We start from the raw sequence: 18,727 nt of genomic DNA, 5'->3' as shown, positions 1-18,727 counted from the left end.
GCTTGGCCCGGTCGTCGCTCGAAAGTCAGACTCGGAAACCCCGGACTACGAATCCGCCCTTTTCGACCTGGGCGGCGAAGCGGAGTTACGCACGGCTGAGCTCTCCGGGAACAAAGTCCCAGCTGGCGAGGAGCGCCGATTTCACCCGTGCGTAACCCCCGCCTCGGGCCGGAGGGGTCCGGCGGCGCTCGCGCTGCTGTCGGCGTCGCCGTCGCGTCGCTGCGAACTCGTGATGGGAGGCTCTCACATGGACGACAGGATGTCTGGCAGGGTGTCGCGGGGGAGGGTGGCGCTCTTCGTCGCCCTCGCAGTCGCCATCGACTGGGCGTGTTGGCTCTGGGCGGGGTCGCAGACCGGCTGGGCCGTGGCCGCGGGCACCGCCGAGTGGTCGGCCATCCTGCCGCTCACGATGTTCGGCCCGCTCGTCGCAGCTCTCGTGGTGGGGCGCGTGCCGGGGGCCGACGTGCCCCGGGGCTGGCGTCCGCGCGTCAGGGGGAACCTGCGCTGGTACGTGGTGGCGCTTCTCGCGCCGACTGCCCTCACGCTGCTCGGCGCCCTCGCATACTTCGCGCTCGTGCCGGGCGACTTCGACCCCGAGGCCACCGCCTACGCCCAGGCCGCCGCGGCGCAGCTGGGCGCAGACTCCGCCCAGGTCCCCATGCTGTTGGCCGCACAGTTCGCGTCCGCGGTCCTTCTCGCCCCGTTCCTGAACGCCCTCTTCGCCATCGGGGAGGAGGCGGGCTGGCGAGGCTTCCTGTACCCGGCCCTCAGCGGCTGGCTCCCCCGTCCCGCCGCGATGCTCGCAACCGGGGCGGTCTGGGGACTGTGGCACGCCCCGCTCATCGCGATGGGATACAACTACGGTGCGTCGTACCTGGGCTTCCCGGGCGTGGGCGTCCTTGCGATGACCGTGTTCTGCGTGGGGTTCGGAGCCCTGCTCTGCCTGCTTCGGGACGTCACCCAGAGCGTGTGGCCCTGCGCCATCGCGCACGGCGCCCTCAACGCCGTGGCTGGGCTGCCCGTGTGGTTCTCGCACGGCGGCGTCGGCATCCTCGGGCCCATGCCGCTGGGGCTCATCGGCTGCATCCCCACCCTGCTGCTGTGCGCCTGGATCGCCGCGGGCGGGCGCGGACGCGCAAGGAGTGCCGGGGAGTAGGACCGGGGAGTAGGACCGGGGAGTAGGGCGGCCCCGCTCGTCTCGGACCCTGGCTGAGCGGGGCGTAGCCGGGCGTGGAGAGAGGCATGAGTCCCCGCCGCCGAAGTGCTCCGCCGTGGCCCGGCCTCCCTTCGGACGGACCCGTTGCCGCTTGGGAGTGCTCGCCTGGGCGCAGATGCCGCGTCCGGCGCAACCCTGGCGATACGACGGTGCATTTCCGAGACTTATGGACGCTTCGGTCGCGTCGAAGCGCGTACGGACCTCGCCCGGGGTCTGTCCATGCCAATCCAATGTGGACAGAATGCCTGGTGGGGCCGTTGGCCGCGTAAGCCGCCAACGCGACGTGGCAAGCTGACCGTCGCCCGAGCGACCGGGAGCCGTGAATAACTCCAAAATCTGCACCACCTCGCGCTGGGCATCGCGGCGGGGACCTTCGTGGGCGGAGTTCCACGCGGGCGGGGTCCCATACGCGGGCGGGGCCCACGCGAAGGGGCACGGGCGTCCCGCGGCAGCCTCCGGATGGCACGTCCGGCGCGCACGCTCGTGGGCCATCCCCTCCTTAGGCAGATCGGGCTCGGGATTCTGAAGCTCGTGACCTGCGGCGGCATCGGCGTGTGGTCGCTCGTCGACTGGATCGTCGCGATGACGAAGGCGTACGGCAGCTCGTACAAGGACGAGCACGACTTCACGTTCGTCGACGGGAAGTACACGAAGTAGGACGTCCGTGTCCGCCCCGACGTCCGGCTGCGGGCAGGCGGGCATTCAAGGCAGCAATATCGCGCCTGCCTCCCCTGGGAGGCAGGCGCGACTCATGATGCCCCCGGGCGAGAAGGGCGTGCGCCCGCACCGAGAAGGGCGTGCGTCCGCACCGAGAAGGGCGTGCGTCCGGCTACTTGTCCCAGCCGTCGCCCCAGCTGTCCTGCGGGGCGTTGTCGTGTACCTGGGCCCGGTTCATGTCGCGGTTCTTCCTGTCCTGGTCCAGCACGTACCTCATCATGAACTCGTCCGAGGTGGGGTCCACCCAGACGTTGGGGTTGGTGTGCTTGCGCTTCTTCTTGCCGAAGAAGAGACCCATGATGACCTCCCGCACGTGGTTTGCCCTTCCCGAAAAGATACCATGCTTCATAGGGGGCGCCTCCGCCGGGCGGCGTCGTCGGCCAACGGCGGTACGGCCCGCGTCGCCGTGCGCAGCCGCCGGCGCAGCGCCCCGCGCCCTGGACGCGTAACCCGCGGTCCTTCTCCGCGGTCCCACCCGCACGGCATCAGCCCAGAAGCTGGCTGCGGTTGGCGGCGGTGTTGTCCACCAGGTTGGGGGCGACCTCCTGGTCCGCGAGCTTGCGGGCCGTTGCGAGGTAGGTGTCGAGGTCCGCGTCCGTGCCGTTTACCTTCAGGCTCCTGCAGTACGGTGCGGACTCTCCGCCGGGGTCGGAGAACGTCTGCGTGATGTCCGACGAGCCGGGGGTGTCGCCCGTCTTGAAGCTCGCCACCTCGGACATCTTGCCGTTCTGGAGGGTGCGGTAGGTGCCTTCCCACGACCCCCCTGCCGACGCTCAGGCTCAGGATCGCCCCGCTCCTGAAGATCTTGAAGCCGTCGCGCCCGGCCGCGAGCTCGACCACCTGTCCGCCGTTGTACCCGAAGAGGCGCTCGTAGCCTGTGGCGTGGGACGCGTTGGGGTTCTGCACCAAGAGCTCGTCGACCCCGTCCCCGTCCAGGTCGACGAGGGCGAACTTGCACTTGCCGAGGTCCGTGCCCTTGTCGCTGCCCCAGTCGTAGGTGCCCTGGAGGAAGGTCGAGTACGCTGCGTGCGCGTCCTGCGCCCTCCTCTCGGCGGCGGCCTTGGCCTCCGCTTCCTCCTTCGCCTTCTCGGCTGCGGTGCGCACGTCGACCGCGGCCTGGCGGTAGGCGTCGGCGGTGCCGGCGTCGAGGCCGCCGTCGAGCGCGGCCTGGTAGGCCGCGTCGATGACGTCGTCGGTCTGGTCGAGCGGGTCGAGCGCGGCGAGCTGGATCGTGCCGCCCTCGGTCGGCGTCGCGGCGGCGCCGGATCCGCCCGCGTCCGCGGAGTCGCCGGAATCCGAGGCGGCACCTGCCGACCCGCCGTCCGCCTCCTCGGCTACGGGGATCTCGAACGAGATGGGGGAGTCCGGCGTCGCGTACAGCGTCCCCGACTTGGTGAGCGGCGACGCCACCACGGTCGCCTCGTAGCTGCCCGACTTCAGCGTCGTGCCTGAGCCGTCCTGCGAGACGTAGCAGGTCGTGTCCACGGAGGTGCCGTCCAGGTCCGTGCCAGTTATCCGCACGGGGATGGGGCCGTCCTCCGCCTCGTAGCCGTCCGCTTGGATGGTGAACGTCACGGGGTGGTCCTGGTGGCGCAGCGCGTCCAGCGCCGCGGCGCGCTGCTGCTCCCGCTCGAGCTCCTCCTGCCGCTCGCGCTCGGCCAGCTCGACCTGCTGCTGGTGGTAGTACAGTCCGCCTCCCACGGCTCCCGCCGCGACGACGCCCGCGACCACGATCGCGACGATCGCCTTCCGAGAAGGACCGCGGTGCTTGCGCGCCTTGCCGCCTGCGGGCGCTCCGCTGGCGGCTTCCACCTGTGCCGCATCCGCTTGCGTCGCGTCTGCCGCCGGCTCGAGCACCTGAGTCGCGTCCGCCTGAGACTCGTCTGGCAGCGACGTATCCGTCCCAGTCGCGTCCAGCCCTGTCGGCTTGCCGCACAGGGGGCAGAAGAGCGCGTCGTCGCGAATCTCGGAGTTGCAGTTGGGACAAATCATGGGCGTCCTCCAGATCGTACGTGGGCCTGTGCCGAGGGCCTTGGCCTGCACGCGGGCAGCGGCCTGCACGCGGGCAGCAACTCGCACGCCACGCCAGTCCTTCGCCGGCCACGGGGCTTCGGCAAGCATGGCCTCAGATTCGAAGGTTTATGCATTTTTGCGAGCGTGCGACGGCGCCTTCCGACACGGTCGCACCCAGCTTCCAGCAGGGTAGCGCCGAGGTCTCCTTCAGTTGTTGCGCAACAATATAAAAATACCCTGGCATACCATTTGCGTTGCGGCTCGGACGTGCGCTGGCCGTGCGACGCGTGAGCTGGTGGGGGCCGACGCCCCGGCTCCCGAGGGGGCGGCTGGCGGTGGCATCCCGTCCCGTCCTGCCGATTACGCCACTCCATGCGCGAAGGGAATGCCTATGTACTGCAACAACTGCGGAGCGAGGATCGAGCGCGACGGGTCGTCGTTCTGCCCGTACTGTGGCGCGCCGCTCGACGCCGCGCCACCCGACGACCCGTCGGCATCCGATGCCGCGCCCACCGGCGCTGCCGACGCGCCCGGGCCGAAGCCTGCCGACGCGCCCGGGGCCGCGCCCGCGCCCGCGCCCGATGCCGCCCCTGCCGCGCCCACCGCGGCCGACAAGGGAGCGAGCCCGGCGCCGCGCTCCGGGAAGGCGGGCCGGCGCGGCAGAAGGCCCGTGGTCCTTGTCGTGGTGGCGCTCGTCGCTGCCATCGCGGCCGCCGGTGGCGTCGTGTGGTGGAAGTCCGAGCAGGACAGGCAGGCCGCGGCGCAGGCAGCGCAGGCGGCGTGGGACGCGGCCCATGCGGAGCGCAGCGTCCGCCTCACGATCGTGGCGCCCGGCTACACCTCCGCCGCGACGCGCATCCCGCTCGAGGTCACTGGCACGGACCTGGACGGCGACGCAGTGACGCGCACGGAGTACGTGGGCGCCGACGACCCCAGCATCTCCCTCCAGCAAGGTTCCTACGAGATTCGCGTGACGGCCTCGCCCATCCTCGAGGACGGCTCGCTCTACTCGCTGCCGGAGGGCCCGGTGGGCGTTACCGTCGGGGATGACGACGAGGCCACCGCCGACGGGACGATCGAGCTCGCGGCAGTGGACGACCCGGCGAGCGTGACGGACGAGCAGATCGCCGCCGCGAAGGCGGCTGCCGAGGCGGACCCGCAGGACGACGGGAGGGCGGAGTCGCTGGCGCAGTCGGCGGTCGCGCGGCGCGACGACGCCGTGGCCGCCAAGAAGGCTGCCGAGGAGGAGAAGGCGGCGGCCGAGGAGGCGGCGCGCCAGGCGGAGGCGCAGGCGACGCAGGACAAGCGCCAGGAGGTCGCAAAGGACTTCGCGGTCGCGTACGAGACCACCGCCGTGAGCCCCAGCGGCAGCTACACGTCCACGGACGACGCCGTCCTGATGTCCGACAGCGAGTGGTTCGGCAAGGTCGAGCCCCTCATCGGCTCGACCGCGGGGCACGAGCTCGAGCATGGCTTCATGGGCCCGTCCGACAGGAAGCTCATGCAGCGCGCGCATGACCCCAGGATCTTGAAGGTCGACGGCGACAAGTATTACGTGGAGTACGAGGTCACCACGTGGAGCCAGAACACCGGCTGGTCGACGGGGAGCGACTACGCCTCCGTCCTCGTAATCACCCTCGACGATGACAACCGCGTGATTTCAGCTCGCTACGGCCAATAGCAGATCCTTTGCCACACGAGCTGGCAGCGAGCATCCAAGGCGATAAGAGCACGAGGAAAGGAGAACCTCATGTTTTGTCCGAAGTGCGGCGCACAGAACCCCGACGGCGCCAAGTTCTGCAAGGGGTGCGGCGCCCCGTTGGGCAGCCGGCCCGCGACGGCGCCGTATGCGGGCGCGCCCGGTGCGACGCCTAGTCCGTCGACAATGCCCGGGACGATGCCTGGTGCCGTGCCGATGGGCGCGGGGAAGCCGCGGCCCAAGGTCAAGCCGCTGGCGATCGCCGTGGTCGCGATCGTCGCGGTGCTGGCGATCGGCCTCGCGACGAGCTGGTTCGGCCTGGCAGGGAGCAAGGGGCTGAAAGCCGGCACCTACTACCTTAGGAACTCTGACGGCAGCACGGCGCTCATGCTCTCCGTGCACAAGGACGGAATCGTGGACGTCTCGGAAGCCGGGAGCATGACCATCGAGGGCAAGAGCGAGGTCACGAACTCCAACGGGCACTTGGTGATGAAGCTGAGCGACCTGCGCGGTTCAAGCGGCGGTGGGGCCGATCTTAGCGGCATCGGCGTCACTGTGATTCTCCCCAGCGGGCTGGGCGAGGGGTCCTACGTCGGGGACTATGCGCTTGCCGTCTTTGCCGGTTCGGACAAATCGCGTGGCGAGGTGTCGTGGTTCCAGCTCAGAGACGACGGCAGCGCGAGCTATAAGCAGTACGTCTGCGGCGTATCCTCTGGCGGAAATGGCTTTGACGATGCCTTGAACGCGATTGCCTACGGCGACTCCTTGAGCGACAAGGACCCCAACGTCCTCATCGGCTCGATCGCTAACGGTACCTGGTCCGACGACCAGGCCAAAAAGGCGACCTGGCGCGCCGACGACTCCGGCGACGCAGGCTTCGACATCTACGACACGAGCGGGCGCCAGGGGATGTCTGGGTCATTCGAGCCCTTCAAGTAGATGGGTGATAAGAGACGCGAGGGAAGGGGAAGACTCATGTTCTGTCCGAAGTGCGGCACGCAGAACCCGGACGGCTCCAAGTTCTGCAAGGGGTGCGGCGCCCCGCTAGGCGCCCAGTCCGCTACGGGTCCGCATGCGGGGGTGACCGGCGCGGCACCCGCGTCCGCCCCGTCGCCGTTGGCCGGGGCTGCGCCTGCTCCCGGCCCGGCGCAGGAGGCTGCCGAGAAGCCACGGGTCAAGGCGAGGGTCCCGGTAGTTGCCGTCGTGGTGACGATCGCCGCGGTGCTGGTGGTCGGCCTCGCGACGCGCTGGTTCGGCCTGGCGGGTAGCGGGCTGAAGGCCGGCACCTACTACCTGAGGGACTCCAGCGACAGGGAGATGATGCTCTCCGTGCATGGCGATGGGGTCGTGGGCGTCACAATAGCCGGGACGGGAACCTTCGAGGGCAGGAGCAAGGCCAAGAGGTCCAACGGGCACCTGGTGATCGAGCTGAGCGACCCGAACTTTGCGATTCCGGGCACAAGCGCGAGCGACGTCAGCGACCTCAGCGTCAGCCTGATTCTTCCCAGCGGATTGGACAAGGGGTCCTATGCGGGGGACTACGCCTTCCGCATGAGCGGCACCAAGAGCTCGAATTCCCTTGCCCAGGTGGTCTGGCTCCGGCTCGGGGACGACGGCAACGTCTATTTAAACTCGTACTCATCCGGCGGCTCGTCCGGGGAGCCCAACGACATCTTCGACTCGATCGCCAACGGCAGCTGGTCCGACGACGACGCCCAGCAGACGATGACGTGGCGCGCCAACGACGACGGCAGCGCGGGCTTTGGCTTATACGACGCGAGCGGGAACCTCCAGGGGACCGCATCCTTCAAGGCGTACGAATAGCTCCGACGCGGCCCGGGTCCGTCCGATCCCGCCCGCCGCGTCCTGCGACGGGTCCGACGCAGTTTCCTACATGGGATTGTGCATTTTGAGAGGTTAGGGACGGGTCGGAGGGGCGTCGGGGCGCGCCCGTCGGCCACCACGTCTTCGCCTGCGCGCGTTTGCCCAGGATCCCATGGGCCTCGCCTTCGCCAGAGAGCCTCCTCCAGCGTGCGGCTCCCCTTCGAGGAAGCCTCGACCCGTCCCTAAGTCGCGGAAATGCACAAAGCGAAAGAAGAGTTGCGCCTAGGGCTGCACGTGGGCCTGGGGCGGTCGGCCGAGGCCTCCGGCAGGGCGCGCGGTGCGTCGCGACCCTCGCCGCCCGTAGGGCAGCCGGCCCAGGGGACGGGACCGGGCTTGTGGTACATTCGGGAGCACTGGTTTCGTGACTTCGATCGCACTGTTTTCGTGGCGCGCGGCGCTCGCCCCGGAGGCTGGCCCCGCGCGCCACGCTTGGCGGAGAGGACGGGGTGGGTCTCAGATGGCAGACGAAGACTCCAGGCGCGACGCCTCGCTCGGGGGGCGCGAGGGCTCCGACGGGTCGCAGGCGGCCGAGCCGCAGGCGGCCGAGCCGCAGGTGGCCGAGCCGCACGCGGCCGCGGAGGGGCAGCCGCACGCGGGCAAGAAGGGGAGAAGGACGCGGGTGCTGGTAGGCGTCCTTGTCGCCCTCCTGCTCGCCGTGGTGCTTGCCGTGGTCGCGCTGATGCCGCGGGGCTCCGGGCAGGCCCCCGCCACCTCCGAGCCGGAGGCGCAGCCGATCACCGTGAAGTTCGTGACGCCCAACTACGACGAGAGCACGGACTCCAAGATTCCCCTCGAGGTGAGGGGGAGGACCGCTGCGGACGCGGAGTACGACGAGACGTTCTACGTGTCGCCCTCAACGCCCCAGCTCGAGGTCCCCGCCGGCACCTACGAGCTGTCGCTTCCGGCGAGCCCGCTGCTGGCGACCGGCGACGTCTACGTCCTGCCCGAGCCCGTGGCCCTCGACACGAAGGCCGTCGCCGGCGACGGCGCGGCCGCACCGGAGGTCGCCTTCGAGGTGAAGCCCGCAGAGGACGTCACCAAGGAGGACGTCGACGCCGCGAAGGCCGCCGCGCAGGCGAGCGGCTTCGATGCCGGGCGCGTCGAGGACCTCGCGAGTACGGTGGTGAGGAGGCAGGTCGCGGCTCTCTACGGGGGCATCCTCGACAACGTCCGGGACGTGGACTTCTCCTCGGGCGCGAAGGACGGCTTTGCCCCCCAGGCCTTCGCGTACGCGCTCCAGGACATCAACGGCGACGGGGCTCCCGACCTCCTGGTCTCGGGGGACAAGGACGGCATCCAGCACTACTGCGCGTGGGTCGGCTCGCCGGACGGCTCGGGGGTGACGCAGGTTGAGGTCCCAGAGGACCTCGTCACGAGGAAGGGCTACGCGAGCTCCCTCCAGTTCCTCCTCAGCGGGTCGAACGTGGGCGACGGGCTGCTGTACTCCCAGGTTCTGGGCTCGGGCGCGGCCATTCCCACGACGCAGCGCTACGTCGTGAGGGACGGGGCGCTCGTGGCCGAGGGCGACCCGATCCTGTCGCAGTCGACCACCCAGCTCGCGTCCGAGGTGCTGGCGGAGAGCGTCGAGCTCGCCTTCGTCGACGTGAGCGACCGCTCGCCCCTGGAGTCGTACGCCAAGGACGGGGAGGTCGCGGCTCCGAGCGGCGAGAAGGGCCAGGACCCGTCGCAGGCGCAGGGCCAGGCGTCGGGCGCGCAGGGACAGTCGGCGGGCGCCGCCAGCGACGCGGCAATTTCCGACGCCAAGGCGAGGGGCCTCGTCGTGCTCGCCGGCACCGTCCGCACGGTGTCGGGGAGCGACGCGATCGACCTCTGCGAGAGCGTCGGCGCCATGAGCTCGTCCGAGGCTGCTGCGACGAGGAGCTTCTTCTCCTCCACCTACCCCAAGGCGCTGACCGAGACGTACACGGTCTTCGTGCTCGACGAGCCGCAGGAGATCGCGTGGGGTGAGCCGGGCGAGGGGCTGAGCACCGACGGCCGGAAGACCTACGTCGTCAGTCTGGGGTCCGACCTGGGCTCCTACGACGGCCAGCACGTGACGGCGGCCTTCGACAACAGCCGGAGCGCCTGGGCCTCCCAGTCCAACCCCCTGGGCAAGAGCCCGAGCTGCTCGAGCGTGGAGGTCCTCGCCGTGGGGTAGCCGCAGGTCGCGGCGACGCGTGCCCTGAGCGGGATCCCTATGACCTCGGCTCCCCGCTTCCGGGCGACTACCCCTGGGACCCCCGCGGCCGCAGGCTCGCGGACGCCGCCCTCAAGACGAGCGCCGTCCTGCGCCTGGCGACCGTCGCCCTCGCGATCGCGGCCCTCCTGTGGTCCGCGAGGACGTGGCTGCCGGCGGTCTCGCCCGGAGGCATGCTGGCATGCGCCCTGTGCCTGGGGCTCTCCGCCGTCGTCCTCGGATGCGGCCTCGCCCTCGCGGCGTCGGCCGCGTTCGGGCGCGCGTCGCTCCGCCTCGACCCCACAGCCCGCCATGACTACGTGCTGCGCGTGCTCCGCAGGGGGAGGCGTGCCGCCGGCGCCACGCCGAGGCTCCTGCTGGAGCTCGCCCGGCTGGACGTCGGGAGGGGAGAGCCCCTCCTCGCCGCCTGCGCGCTCGCGCACGTGGACACGGCCCGCCTCGACCCGAGCCGCCTCAAGCTCCTGTACCTGCTGCAGGCGGTCACCGCGATTCAGCTGCGACGGGACGCCCGCGAAGCCGCTATCCGCTACGCCGGCATCGCGGGCGAGAAGGACGCGGGCTTCCCGTCCGAGGACGTGGTGAGCGGGTGGGCGCGCGCCGCGGCGGAGGGCCGCGCCCCCGATGGCTTGGGGATGCGCGAGGCCTGCGCGAAGGCGCTGCCGCCGCGTCGGCGCCGGCCGCTCCTCATTGCCGGCTGCTCTGCGATGCTCGCGCACTGTCTGTTCTTCCTTTCGGTCGCGGCCGGGGTCGACGGCGCGGACGGCTGGCGCCTACGGCTGGGCTACGAGCTCGCGGCCGGCCTGCTGGCGTCGGGGTCCATGGTGGCGCTCGCCGTCGTGGGCGTGGCCCTTCTCGCCCGATGGCGGAGGCGGCGGGGCGAGCCGGCCTCGCGGGGCCGAAGGGTCGCGTGCGCCGCGGCGTCGTGCCTCTCGGCGTTGGCCGTATCCCTCCTCGCGCTCGTGGTGGCGCTCGGCGCGGTGCTCGCGACGGACGGGACGGAGCGCGTGCTGGCGCGCGGCGTGAGGGGCGACTCTGTGGACGGCCTCGCGGGCGGCCCGTACGAGTGCGTCGCGGTGGACATGAGCAACTACGCCGGGGGCACCCTGACCACGTACTGGCTCGCGAGCGACCCCATCGTGATGCGGGAATGGCCGTCGGCGCGGGCGCTCGACACAAAGACGGTCCACAGTGGGTCGACGGGCGACGGAGGTCCGGGTGCCGGTGCGTCCGACGAGGCGACCTCCGACGCGGGTGCAGACGTCGAAGCGCCCGACGAAGCGACGTCCGACGCGGGCGCGGCTGCCAGCGCTTCCGACGGAGCGACCTCCGACGCGGGCGAAGGCGGCGATGCGTACGCCGCGCTCGAGGACCAGGTGCGCGCCGTCGCGCAGTACCTGCGGCAGAGCGGCGTCGTGCTCGGTGCGGATGACCCCACGCCCTCCTACGACGCGAAGGGTCATCCCTATGCGAGCCTGGGCACCGAGGACGCGACCGTGGACGGCAGGACCGTCAGGGTCGAGTACCTGCTGCGAGACAACGGGGAGTCACGAGAGCCCGCCGGCACGGCCGAGGAGTTCGTGCTCGAGCGAGCGTATCCCGACGGGGAGTCCGACGTGCAGCTCCTGGGCTTCTACCTGGTGGACCACCGGACGCTCGCCGTGACGGACGAGCACAGGACCTCCTGGTAGGGACGGGCCCGAGCCAAGAGTCGCCCGTGCCTCCGCCAGTCGGGCCTCCCTCCTGCAGGCCCGACCCTTCGAGCAGGCGCGCCTGTCGAGCGCGCCTAGTCGTGCGCCTCGCCGCTCGCGTGATGTCCGCCCTGCGAGCCCGCTCCCATTGCGTGCCTGTGCTGCGCCCCACCTCCGTTCGCGGAGCCCCCGCATGCCGTGTCCGCCTGCATTCCGTCTCCTCCTGCGGGTGCGTGGTCGCCCGCGTCGTCCCCGGCGGCTTCGGCGGTCGAGCCGGGCTCGCCGTCTTCCCCGACCTCTTCGTCCTCGCCCGTCGCGGAGCCCTCCTGCCCGTAGCGGTGGCCGTTGCACGTCCCGTGGTGGCCGGCCCGCCCCAGGCACGCCGTCGACTGCCGCGCGAGCTCCTCCTGCTGGTCGGGGTCCTGGGAGGAGACCTCCACGTCCACGCTCGCGTCGCCCAGGAGCCCCTCTGCCGAGAGCGCCTCCAGCGCCTCCTCGTACGTCATCCCCACGACGTTTGTCGTGCCAGCTTCCTGCGAGGCGTTCACGACGCGGCCGAAGCGGTTCACGCCCAGGGTGATCTGGCTCTCGGACGCAATGCGCGCGTATGCCGTCGTGGTGAAGTACAGGTTGCTGCCAGCTGGGACGGCGACGGCAGCCACGAGCGCCACCGCCGCGACCGCCACCGCGAGGCGCATGCGCGCAGGCCGGCCCTGGAGCAGGCCATGCCCGCGCTCCCGCTCGGCTCGCTCCCTCGCGACGCTCGAGAGCACCCTCGCGCGAAGGTCCGCGCCCACGCGCTCGGACTTCCAGGCGTCCCTGACGGCCTGGGTCACCTCTGGGCCGAGCTCGACGTCGTCGCGGCTCCTCCCGCCGTAGCACCCGCCTGGGCCGCCTCCGGCCTCGCGGTCCCGCCCGTCGTAGCCGTCGTGGGCCTCACTCATCGCCTAGCACCTCCCTGAGCTTGCGCTTCCCTCGCGTGATGAGCGAGTACACCGTGTTCGTGGGCTTTCGCATGATGCGGGCGACCTCCGGCGCGGTGTAGCCCTCGCCCAGGGCGAGAAGGACCGCGACCCGCTGATCGTCCGAGAGTGCCCTGAGCGCCTCCGCCACGTCCATGCGTGTGCAGACTCCGCTCGAGACCTCGTCCTCCGGGCGGGATGGCCTGGGACAGTCGGCGTATTCGAGGGGCACGTCCTGGTTGGAGGCGCGCCTCTGTAGGTCGCGCGCCCCGTTGATCGCGACCCTCAGGAGCCATGCCTTCCGGTGGGACTCCGTGAGGAACGGCGTCCTGCCTGTGGCGTACTTGAGGAACGTCTCCTGCAGGGCGTCCTCCGCGTCGGCCCTGCTGAGGCCGGCGGCGATGCAGGCCCGCAGAACCGCGTCGCCGTATCGGTCGAAGGCCTCCTCTATGTCCTGTTGAGGTCGCACCCATCCGCCCTCCGGTAGAGGTGAGTAAACGTGACGGCTGCGCGGCTCCTGTTCGGGTGCGCTCGCGCGCTCGGGCCACCAGCGCCGAGCGAAGTCGGGGCGCACCCCAGGGCGCTACCGAGCAGCGCCCATCGCCCTGCGGAGCCGGTCCGTAGAGTCTACCTTACGCAGACGCGCCGCCGCGGCATGCGCACTGGCCGCCACGGCAGCTGCCGTCGTGTGCCGCGACCCGCTGCCGGCGTGCCTGTCCGCGCGTCGCGTCTCCCCGCATGCGACCGGCCGGACCCGTTCCGTCGCAGGCACCACCGTTGGCGCATGGGCCGGTGCCGTCGCAGGTGCCGTCCCGCAGCATGGCTCTCGCCCTCGTCTGGGTGCAGACCCTCGCGACTACGCCCGAGTCGTCGCAGCTGCGGGCGACCAGAGGCTCTGCTGCGAACGCGGTGCCCGCGACCACCGAGCCCACGATCCCTGCCGCGACCAGTGCCAGGGCGACCTTCCTGCCGATGCTCCTTGCCGTTCCGCGTTCGCGTGACATAGCCGTTCCCTTCCTCGCGGTCCTGCGCCCGTGGCGCCTTTACCTACAGAACGATTGGGAGGGCCGAATCCGTGCACCTCGCCAAAGGTTTTTTCTAGCAACCTGCAGTCCAGCCGACGGCGCAGGCGGGTTCGGCGGCATGCCGGGCCTGCCTGCGCCGCAAGCGCTGTAGGATAGCCAGGGGCGCTCGCATCGAGTGTCCGGGTGGGTGTCCAGAGGATCGATCAGAGGGGGCGCGTTCGGTATGGGACGAGAGGCAAGCGCGGGTTCCTGCAAGGGCGTCGCCACCACGGCATCGCACGGCGCGGGCGGCACGGAGACCGCTCCGGGCTCCGTGACCTCGCCGGCAGCCGCACCCGCCACGTCCGCGCCCGCCCCGGCGTCCGGCCCCGGCCCGGCGTCCGGCCCCGCCCTCGGCCAGGCCGCGTCGCGGCTCGTCGCCTACGGGCTCGCCACCCAGCTCATCGAGGGCGACGACGCCCGTTGGGCCTACAACCGCCTGCTCGAGGCCGTGGGGCTGAGCGGCCCGGAGCCCGACCCCTCCGCCGCGGGCCAGGAGGCGGCCGAGGGCTACGACTTCGAGGCCGACCTCGCCCTCCTCGCGGAGGCGGGCGTCGCGCGCGGGCTCGCGGAGGACACGGCGACCGGCCGCGACCGGCTTGCCATGAGGCTCATGGGCGAGCTGACGCCGCGGCCGTCCGAGGTTGCGCGGACCTTCCGCGACCTTCTCCGCTCGCGGGGCGCCCGGGCGGCGACGGACTGGTTCTACCGGCTCTGCTGCGACGCGGACTACGTCCGACGCTCCGCGATCGCGCGCAACCTCGCCTGGACGACAGACACGCGCTGGGGCGCGCTCGAGATCACGATAAACAAGTCCAAGCCCGAGAAGGACCCGCGCGACATCGCCGCCGCGGGCGCCTCCGTCTCGGCGAGCTACCCGGCCTGCGCGCTCTGCCGCGAGAACGAGGGCTACAGCGGCCGCGCGGCCGCTGACGCCGGCGGGCACGCTGCCCGCCAGAACCTGCGCATCGTCCCGATCCGGCTTGGCGGCGAGGGCTACGGGTTGCAGTACAGCCCCTACGCCTACTTCGAGGAGCACTGCATCGTGATGAGCGACGTTCACCGCCCCATGCACGTCGACGCGGCGTCCCTCGGCTGCCTGCTGGACTTCGTCGACCTCCTTCCGCACTACTTCGTGGGCTCCAATGCGGACCTGCCGCTCGTGGGTGGCTCCATCCTCTCCCACGACCACTTCCAGGGGGGCAGGCACGAGTTCGCGATGATGAGGGCGAGGGAGTCGGAGCGTTTCCGCATCGCGGACGCGCCCGGGGTCTCTGCCGCGGTGCTCGAGTGGCCGATAACCGCCCTCAGGCTCGCCAGCGCAGACCGCAGCCAGCTCCTTGCTGCGGCTGTCCGGGTGCTCGAGCTGTGGCGCGGCTGGGATGACCCCGCGTCCGGCGTCGTCTCGCACGACCCCGACGGCACGCGCCACAACACAGTGACGCCGATCTGCCGCAAGAGGGGGGACGTCTACGAGCTCTACCTGGCGCTTCGCTGCAACGTCACGACGGAGGCGCACCCGCTCGGGCTCTTCTGCCCCCACGAGGACAAGTGGCACGTCAAGAAGGAGAACATCGGCCTCATCGAGGTCATGGGACTGGCGATCCTGCCCGCCCGCCTTGAGGCGGAGGTCCGCGCCGTGCGCGAGTACCTCGTCTCGGGCGACCTCGACGGGCTCGAGTCCGACCCGCTCGCGTCGCCGCATGCAACGTGGGCGCGCGGGCTCGCCGCGAGCCACCCGGAGCTCTTCGGGATGGGGGAGGCCGAGGCCGACCGGCTCCTGCGCCGCGAGGTGGGCCTCGTCTTCGCCTCGGTCCTCGAGGACGCCGGCGTCTTCGCGTGGGACGAGAAGGGCCGGCGCTCCCTCGGTCGCTTCCTGGCTGCGCTCGGCAGGTAGCCAGCTGCCGGCCGTCTGGCAGCTGGCTGGCATCGGCACCCCTGCCCGCCCCAGCCCCCGCCGTGCCGCGCGCCTTGTGCCAGAGTCGTGAAATCAAACTGCCATTGGCATTTGGGCGCGGCGAACAATAGAATGAGTCCTTGTTGGGATTATGTCTTGTGGATGCCTGCCGTGCGCAGCTCCCACGAGCCTTGCCGCGGGCCTGCGCCTGCACCGCACGCGCCCAGCGTCCCGCGCACCGCAGTCCCTTGTGGCTAAAGTCGCCCGGCGCTAACAGCGGGTAGTAGGGGCGTATGCCCATGAGCCCCATCAGCCTCGTGACGCGCCACCTGGTGGCGCGCGGCTCGCCGGACTCGCGCAGCACGTGGGCGATCTTCCTGGCGCCGTAGGCGGGGTGGTCGACGTGCTCGCGGTCGACCAGGGCCGCCAGGCGCTCGTCGTCGGCCGACCAGGGCGCGTCGTCGCCGCCCGTCCCGGGGCGCCCCATGTCGCGGTAGGCGGTCGCCCTGCTCACTCCCAGCAGATCGCATGCCCTTTCGCGCGGCAGCCCCCCGGGCAGCCCGCCTGCCGCCGCGCGCCTCCTCGGGGTGGTCGTAGCCGTTGTCGTCGCAATACCGGCGGAGGAAGTCGCGCTCGACGGCGGGCTGTCCGATCTTGCGCAGCGCCTCGTCGCACCTCCTTCGCGCGGCCTCCTCCGACCTCTTCCTCTCGCGCTCCTGCTGGGTCCTGCCGAACACGTCGTCGGCGCCGTCGAGCAGCTCGTCGCGCCACTCCGCGGCCAAGGACGGGCTCACGCCGTGCTCCGCGGCGACCTGGGAGAGGGTCTTCTCGCCCCTCGCCACGTCGATCGCGACCGCCATCTTGAACTTCGGCGGGTAGGTCTTACTCGTCGTCTTTGACAAACCGAGCCTCTCAATCCGTGCCCTCTCGGCACATCATCGCGGGATTCGGAGGGGAGGTCAACGCGGTGTCTCAAAGACGCCAGCCACATTAGTCGCTCTCGACGCTCTCGAGGGCCTCAAGGCGCTTCCCGTACCTGCTGCGCGACAAGGTCGTGAGGTTCCCCAACCAGGTGTGGTCCACGGACGTAACCTACGTGCAGATAGGGGGACGGCACATGTACCTCACCGCCGTGATCGACTGGTACAGCCGCTACATAGTCTCGTGGAGGCTCTCGGACACGATGAGGGCGCGCGAGGTCGTCGCCTGCGCCAGGAACGCCTTCGAGGCCCGCGGCACGCCGTCCGTGATGAACAGCGACCAGGTCAGCGTCTTCGGCTCGGAGGAGTACGTCACGCTCCTGGAGTCCCGCCACGTGGCGCAGAGCATGGACGGAAGGGCCAGGTGGAGGGACAACGTGCTGATGGAGGTAACGTACAATTCTTTGCGCACTTTGACAGCAGCATAGTGCCCAGGTAGCAAGGAGGGCATGGCCCGTCACGGTATGATTCGAGTTGTCGAGACAAGAAGCATGCAGGAGGAAGACCATGCCCGAGCCAATCGTAACACCGGACGAGGAGAGCCTGAAGGGGGATCTGAGAGAGCTGGTCCGCCAGACGGTCGAGGACACGCCGGACGGACTGCTCGAGGAGGAGGCCGACGACCTGGTCGGCGCGGAGCGGTACGAGCGCACCGCCGACCGCGAGGCCTACCGGGCGGGTCACTACGACCGCAGGCTCGCCACGACTTCGGGCGAGGCGGCCCTCCACATGCCCAAGCTGAAGGGCATGCGGTTCACCACCGCAATCGTCGAGCGCTACCGCAGGCGCGAGACCTCCGTCGAGGAGGCGATGATCGAGATGTACCTAGCGGGTGTCTCGACACGCAGGATCGAGGACGCGGGCGAGATCCTCTGGGGTTTCAGCGTGTCCGCGTCCACCTCGTCCAACCTCAACGAGAAGGCCTTCGAGGCGGTGGAGGCGTGGCGCAGCCGGCCCCTCGAGCGCGCCTGCCTCTACGCCTGCGTGGACGGCATCTACCTGAAGCATAGCTGGGGAAGCTCCTACGAGAACGTGGCCGTCATGGTGGCCATCGGGGCGGACGACGACGGACACGGGGAGGTGATAGGCGCCGCCCGGAGGCTGCGTACCAGAGGTGCACCGTGCACTTCTACCGTAACGTCCTGTCGAAGGTCCCGAAGTCGAGGCGCGCGAAGGTCGCCGCGATGCCGAGGGCCATCCACGCGATGGAGTCCCGCGAGGCCTCGGAGGCCAAGGCGCTGGCAGTGGCGGACGAGCTGGAACGGATGGGGCCGGGGGAGGCCGCGAAGGTGGTGCGCGAGGGCTACGCGGAGACGCTCGCGTACACGAGATTCCCGCAGGAGCACTGGCGCCGCATCCGCACCAACAACGCCATCGAGCGCATCAACCGCGAGACCGGGCGCCGCACGAGGGTGGTCGGCACCTTCCCCGACGGGAGGAGCGCGCTCATGCAGGTGACCGCCAGACCCGAGTACGTCGCCGAGAGCGAGTGGGGGTCGCGCCGCTACCTGGACGTGTCACTGCTGCACGAGTGGCCGTACCGGACGGCGGGCCACCCACCTGTCAGAAAGTGCGCAAGAAACTTGACGGTACCCTGATGGAGAGGTGGTCCGGGACGCTGAAGTCGGAGTGCCTGAGGAACGAGGAGTACGAGACGCCAGCGCAGCTCGAGGACATAATCCGGAGGTTCGTGGACGAGTACAACTCAAGGAGGCCCCACCAGTCCCTCGGCTACGCGACGCCCTCGTCGTGGTACTTCAGCGGTATAGCGGAGGCGGCGTAGGCTAGGATGAAGGGGTAACGACGGTCAGGGATTCGGAAGAGCGAGGGCCCTTCTGTCTCAAACTCTCTGCCACTTCAGGCTGCACGGCGGACATCGTCCGGGAGTGTGAGCCACTTCTCGGTCATCGACTGGAGACGGCCCTCCACCTTGGGATGTGTGAACGGTATCTGCTGGAACGTGTGATTAGAAAGACTGTCACGACTTGCTTCGACAAACGGCACGTGAACTTGCACCGGTCTATTGAGTTCGGGCACCCCGACCAAGACGGAGAGAATTTCGGCTCGGGAGCCTGTGAGTATTTCGCGACGTGTGCACCGCACGTTTCGCGGTTTCCGTACCAGTGCCCACGCCGTTTCCGTATCACCCGTTTCGCGGGTTGCGTATCGTCTCTTTCCTGACGGCAGCCTCTTCATGTTGAAGTCGCCGAGGTCGAAGTGCGCGACCTCGTAGATGAGCCGGTCATCTAAGACGTTGGCCTGGACTCCACTCCCGAGCCTACCGCGTGGTAGTGTCGGGGATGTTGGTGTAACGGCCTCATTGCTCTGAGGGGCGGACGCCGTCCTGGACCTGAGATCAGTTGCCTATCCTATGCCGCCTCCAGCTCGTCGGCAAGCTCCAAGCTCGCCT

Annotated in this window: 16 protein-coding genes and 2 pseudogenes; 12 read left to right on the top strand and 6 right to left on the bottom strand. The window is 70.2% G+C overall.

What is annotated here, in order from left to right; all coding sequences use genetic code 11:
- Window positions 1-247: 247 nt before the first annotated feature.
- Together VXJ25_RS08705 and VXJ25_RS08700 are read left to right on the top strand one after the other, a co-directional pair.
- A complete protein-coding gene (locus VXJ25_RS08705) occupies window positions 248-1,156 on the top strand; it encodes a CPBP family intramembrane glutamic endopeptidase (RefSeq protein ID WP_330958822.1) in 909 nt (302 codons plus the stop codon).
- A 519-nt stretch (window positions 1,157-1,675) separates the two neighbouring features.
- Window positions 1,676-1,873, top strand: a complete 198-nt coding sequence (locus VXJ25_RS08700) for a TM2 domain-containing protein (RefSeq protein ID WP_330958821.1) — start codon at window positions 1,676-1,678, stop codon at window positions 1,871-1,873.
- A gap of 172 nt (window positions 1,874-2,045) precedes the next feature.
- On the opposite strand, the gene VXJ25_RS08695 is transcribed toward VXJ25_RS08700, so the two are convergent.
- Entirely contained in the window at window positions 2,046-2,282 is a 237-nt protein-coding gene (locus VXJ25_RS08695) for a hypothetical protein (protein WP_330958820.1), read from the bottom strand.
- On the bottom strand, window positions 2,279-3,925 hold the full coding sequence (locus VXJ25_RS08690; protein ID WP_330958819.1) for a zinc ribbon domain-containing protein: 1,647 nt from the start codon (window positions 3,923-3,925) through the stop codon (window positions 2,279-2,281). Before VXJ25_RS08690 ends, VXJ25_RS08695 begins: the two co-directional genes overlap by 4 nt.
- Window positions 3,926-4,337: 412 nt before the next feature.
- On the opposite strand from VXJ25_RS08690, the gene VXJ25_RS08685 reads away from it, so the two are divergent.
- The 4 genes from VXJ25_RS08685 (at window position 4,338) to VXJ25_RS08670 (ending at window position 9,687) form a co-directional block, all read left to right on the top strand.
- The gene (locus VXJ25_RS08685) at window positions 4,338-5,627 is read left to right on the top strand and encodes a zinc ribbon domain-containing protein (RefSeq protein ID WP_330958818.1); all 1,290 of its coding nucleotides are present in this window, start codon (window positions 4,338-4,340) and stop codon (window positions 5,625-5,627) included.
- Window positions 5,628-5,696: 69 nt separating this feature from the next.
- Window positions 5,697-6,584 (top strand): zinc ribbon domain-containing protein, encoded by an 888-nt coding sequence (locus tag VXJ25_RS08680; RefSeq protein ID WP_330958817.1) that lies wholly within the window; start codon window positions 5,697-5,699, stop codon window positions 6,582-6,584.
- 36 nt (window positions 6,585-6,620) lie between these two features.
- Window positions 6,621-7,469, top strand: coding sequence for a zinc ribbon domain-containing protein (locus VXJ25_RS08675; protein ID WP_330958816.1), 849 nt, complete (start codon window positions 6,621-6,623; stop codon window positions 7,467-7,469).
- 517 nt (window positions 7,470-7,986) lie between these two features.
- Window positions 7,987-9,687: a hypothetical protein gene (locus VXJ25_RS08670; protein ID WP_330958815.1), complete on the top strand. Its 1,701-nt coding sequence runs from the start codon at window positions 7,987-7,989 to the stop codon at window positions 9,685-9,687.
- A gap of 67 nt (window positions 9,688-9,754) precedes the next feature.
- On the opposite strand, the gene VXJ25_RS08665 is transcribed toward VXJ25_RS08670, so the two are convergent.
- On the bottom strand, window positions 9,755-9,901 hold the full coding sequence (locus tag VXJ25_RS08665; RefSeq protein ID WP_330958814.1) for a hypothetical protein: 147 nt from the start codon (window positions 9,899-9,901) through the stop codon (window positions 9,755-9,757).
- Between VXJ25_RS08665 and VXJ25_RS08660 the strand changes: the two genes are divergently transcribed.
- Window positions 9,900-11,414 (top strand): hypothetical protein, encoded by a 1,515-nt coding sequence (locus VXJ25_RS08660; RefSeq protein WP_330958813.1) that lies wholly within the window; start codon window positions 9,900-9,902, stop codon window positions 11,412-11,414. The genes VXJ25_RS08665 and VXJ25_RS08660 overlap by 2 nt on opposite strands.
- Window positions 11,415-11,509: 95 nt before the next feature.
- Here VXJ25_RS08660 and VXJ25_RS08655 read toward each other — a convergent pair whose 3' ends face one another.
- Window positions 11,510-12,358, bottom strand: coding sequence for a PASTA domain-containing protein (locus VXJ25_RS08655; protein ID WP_330958812.1), 849 nt, complete (start codon window positions 12,356-12,358; stop codon window positions 11,510-11,512).
- Entirely contained in the window at window positions 12,351-12,845 is a 495-nt protein-coding gene (locus VXJ25_RS08650; protein ID WP_330958811.1) for an RNA polymerase sigma factor, read from the bottom strand. Before VXJ25_RS08650 ends, VXJ25_RS08655 begins: the two co-directional genes overlap by 8 nt.
- 779 nt (window positions 12,846-13,624) lie before the next feature.
- Here VXJ25_RS08650 and VXJ25_RS08645 point away from each other — a divergent pair.
- Window positions 13,625-15,337 carry a UDP-glucose--hexose-1-phosphate uridylyltransferase gene (locus tag VXJ25_RS08645; protein ID WP_330958810.1) on the top strand — a complete coding sequence of 571 codons (1,713 nt, stop codon included), beginning with the start codon at window positions 13,625-13,627 and terminating at the stop codon, window positions 15,335-15,337.
- Between the two features lie 343 nt (window positions 15,338-15,680).
- Here VXJ25_RS08645 and VXJ25_RS09705 read toward each other — a convergent pair.
- Window positions 15,681-15,824, bottom strand: a pseudogene (locus VXJ25_RS09705) (hypothetical protein); the annotation flags it as partial.
- Window positions 15,825-15,991: 167 nt separating this feature from the next.
- Here VXJ25_RS09705 and VXJ25_RS08635 point away from each other — a divergent pair.
- The 4 genes and pseudogenes from VXJ25_RS08635 to VXJ25_RS08620 all read left to right on the top strand — a co-directional run bounded on the left by VXJ25_RS08635 (window position 15,992) and on the right by VXJ25_RS08620 (window position 18,100).
- Window positions 15,992-16,216: a hypothetical protein gene (locus VXJ25_RS08635; RefSeq protein ID WP_330958809.1), complete on the top strand. Its 225-nt coding sequence runs from the start codon at window positions 15,992-15,994 to the stop codon at window positions 16,214-16,216.
- Between the two features lie 175 nt (window positions 16,217-16,391).
- Entirely contained in the window at window positions 16,392-16,745 is a 354-nt protein-coding gene (locus tag VXJ25_RS08630) for a DDE-type integrase/transposase/recombinase (RefSeq protein WP_330958808.1), read from the top strand.
- Window positions 16,746-16,824: 79 nt separating this feature from the next.
- Window positions 16,825-17,915 (top strand): annotated as a pseudogene (locus VXJ25_RS08625) (transposase).
- Window positions 17,915-18,100 carry an integrase core domain-containing protein gene (locus VXJ25_RS08620; RefSeq protein ID WP_330958807.1) on the top strand — a complete coding sequence of 62 codons (186 nt, stop codon included), beginning with the start codon at window positions 17,915-17,917 and terminating at the stop codon, window positions 18,098-18,100. The pseudogene VXJ25_RS08625 and the gene VXJ25_RS08620 overlap by 1 nt, the downstream one beginning before the upstream one ends.
- Window positions 18,101-18,727: the final 627 nt, after the last annotated feature.

Origin of the sequence: Olsenella absiana (assembly GCF_036408855.1) — a bacterium.
In the GTDB taxonomy this organism is placed as follows: Bacteria; Actinomycetota; Coriobacteriia; order Coriobacteriales; family Atopobiaceae; genus Olsenella_K; species Olsenella_K absiana.
This window is presented reverse-complemented; position numbering and strand designations above follow the sequence as displayed.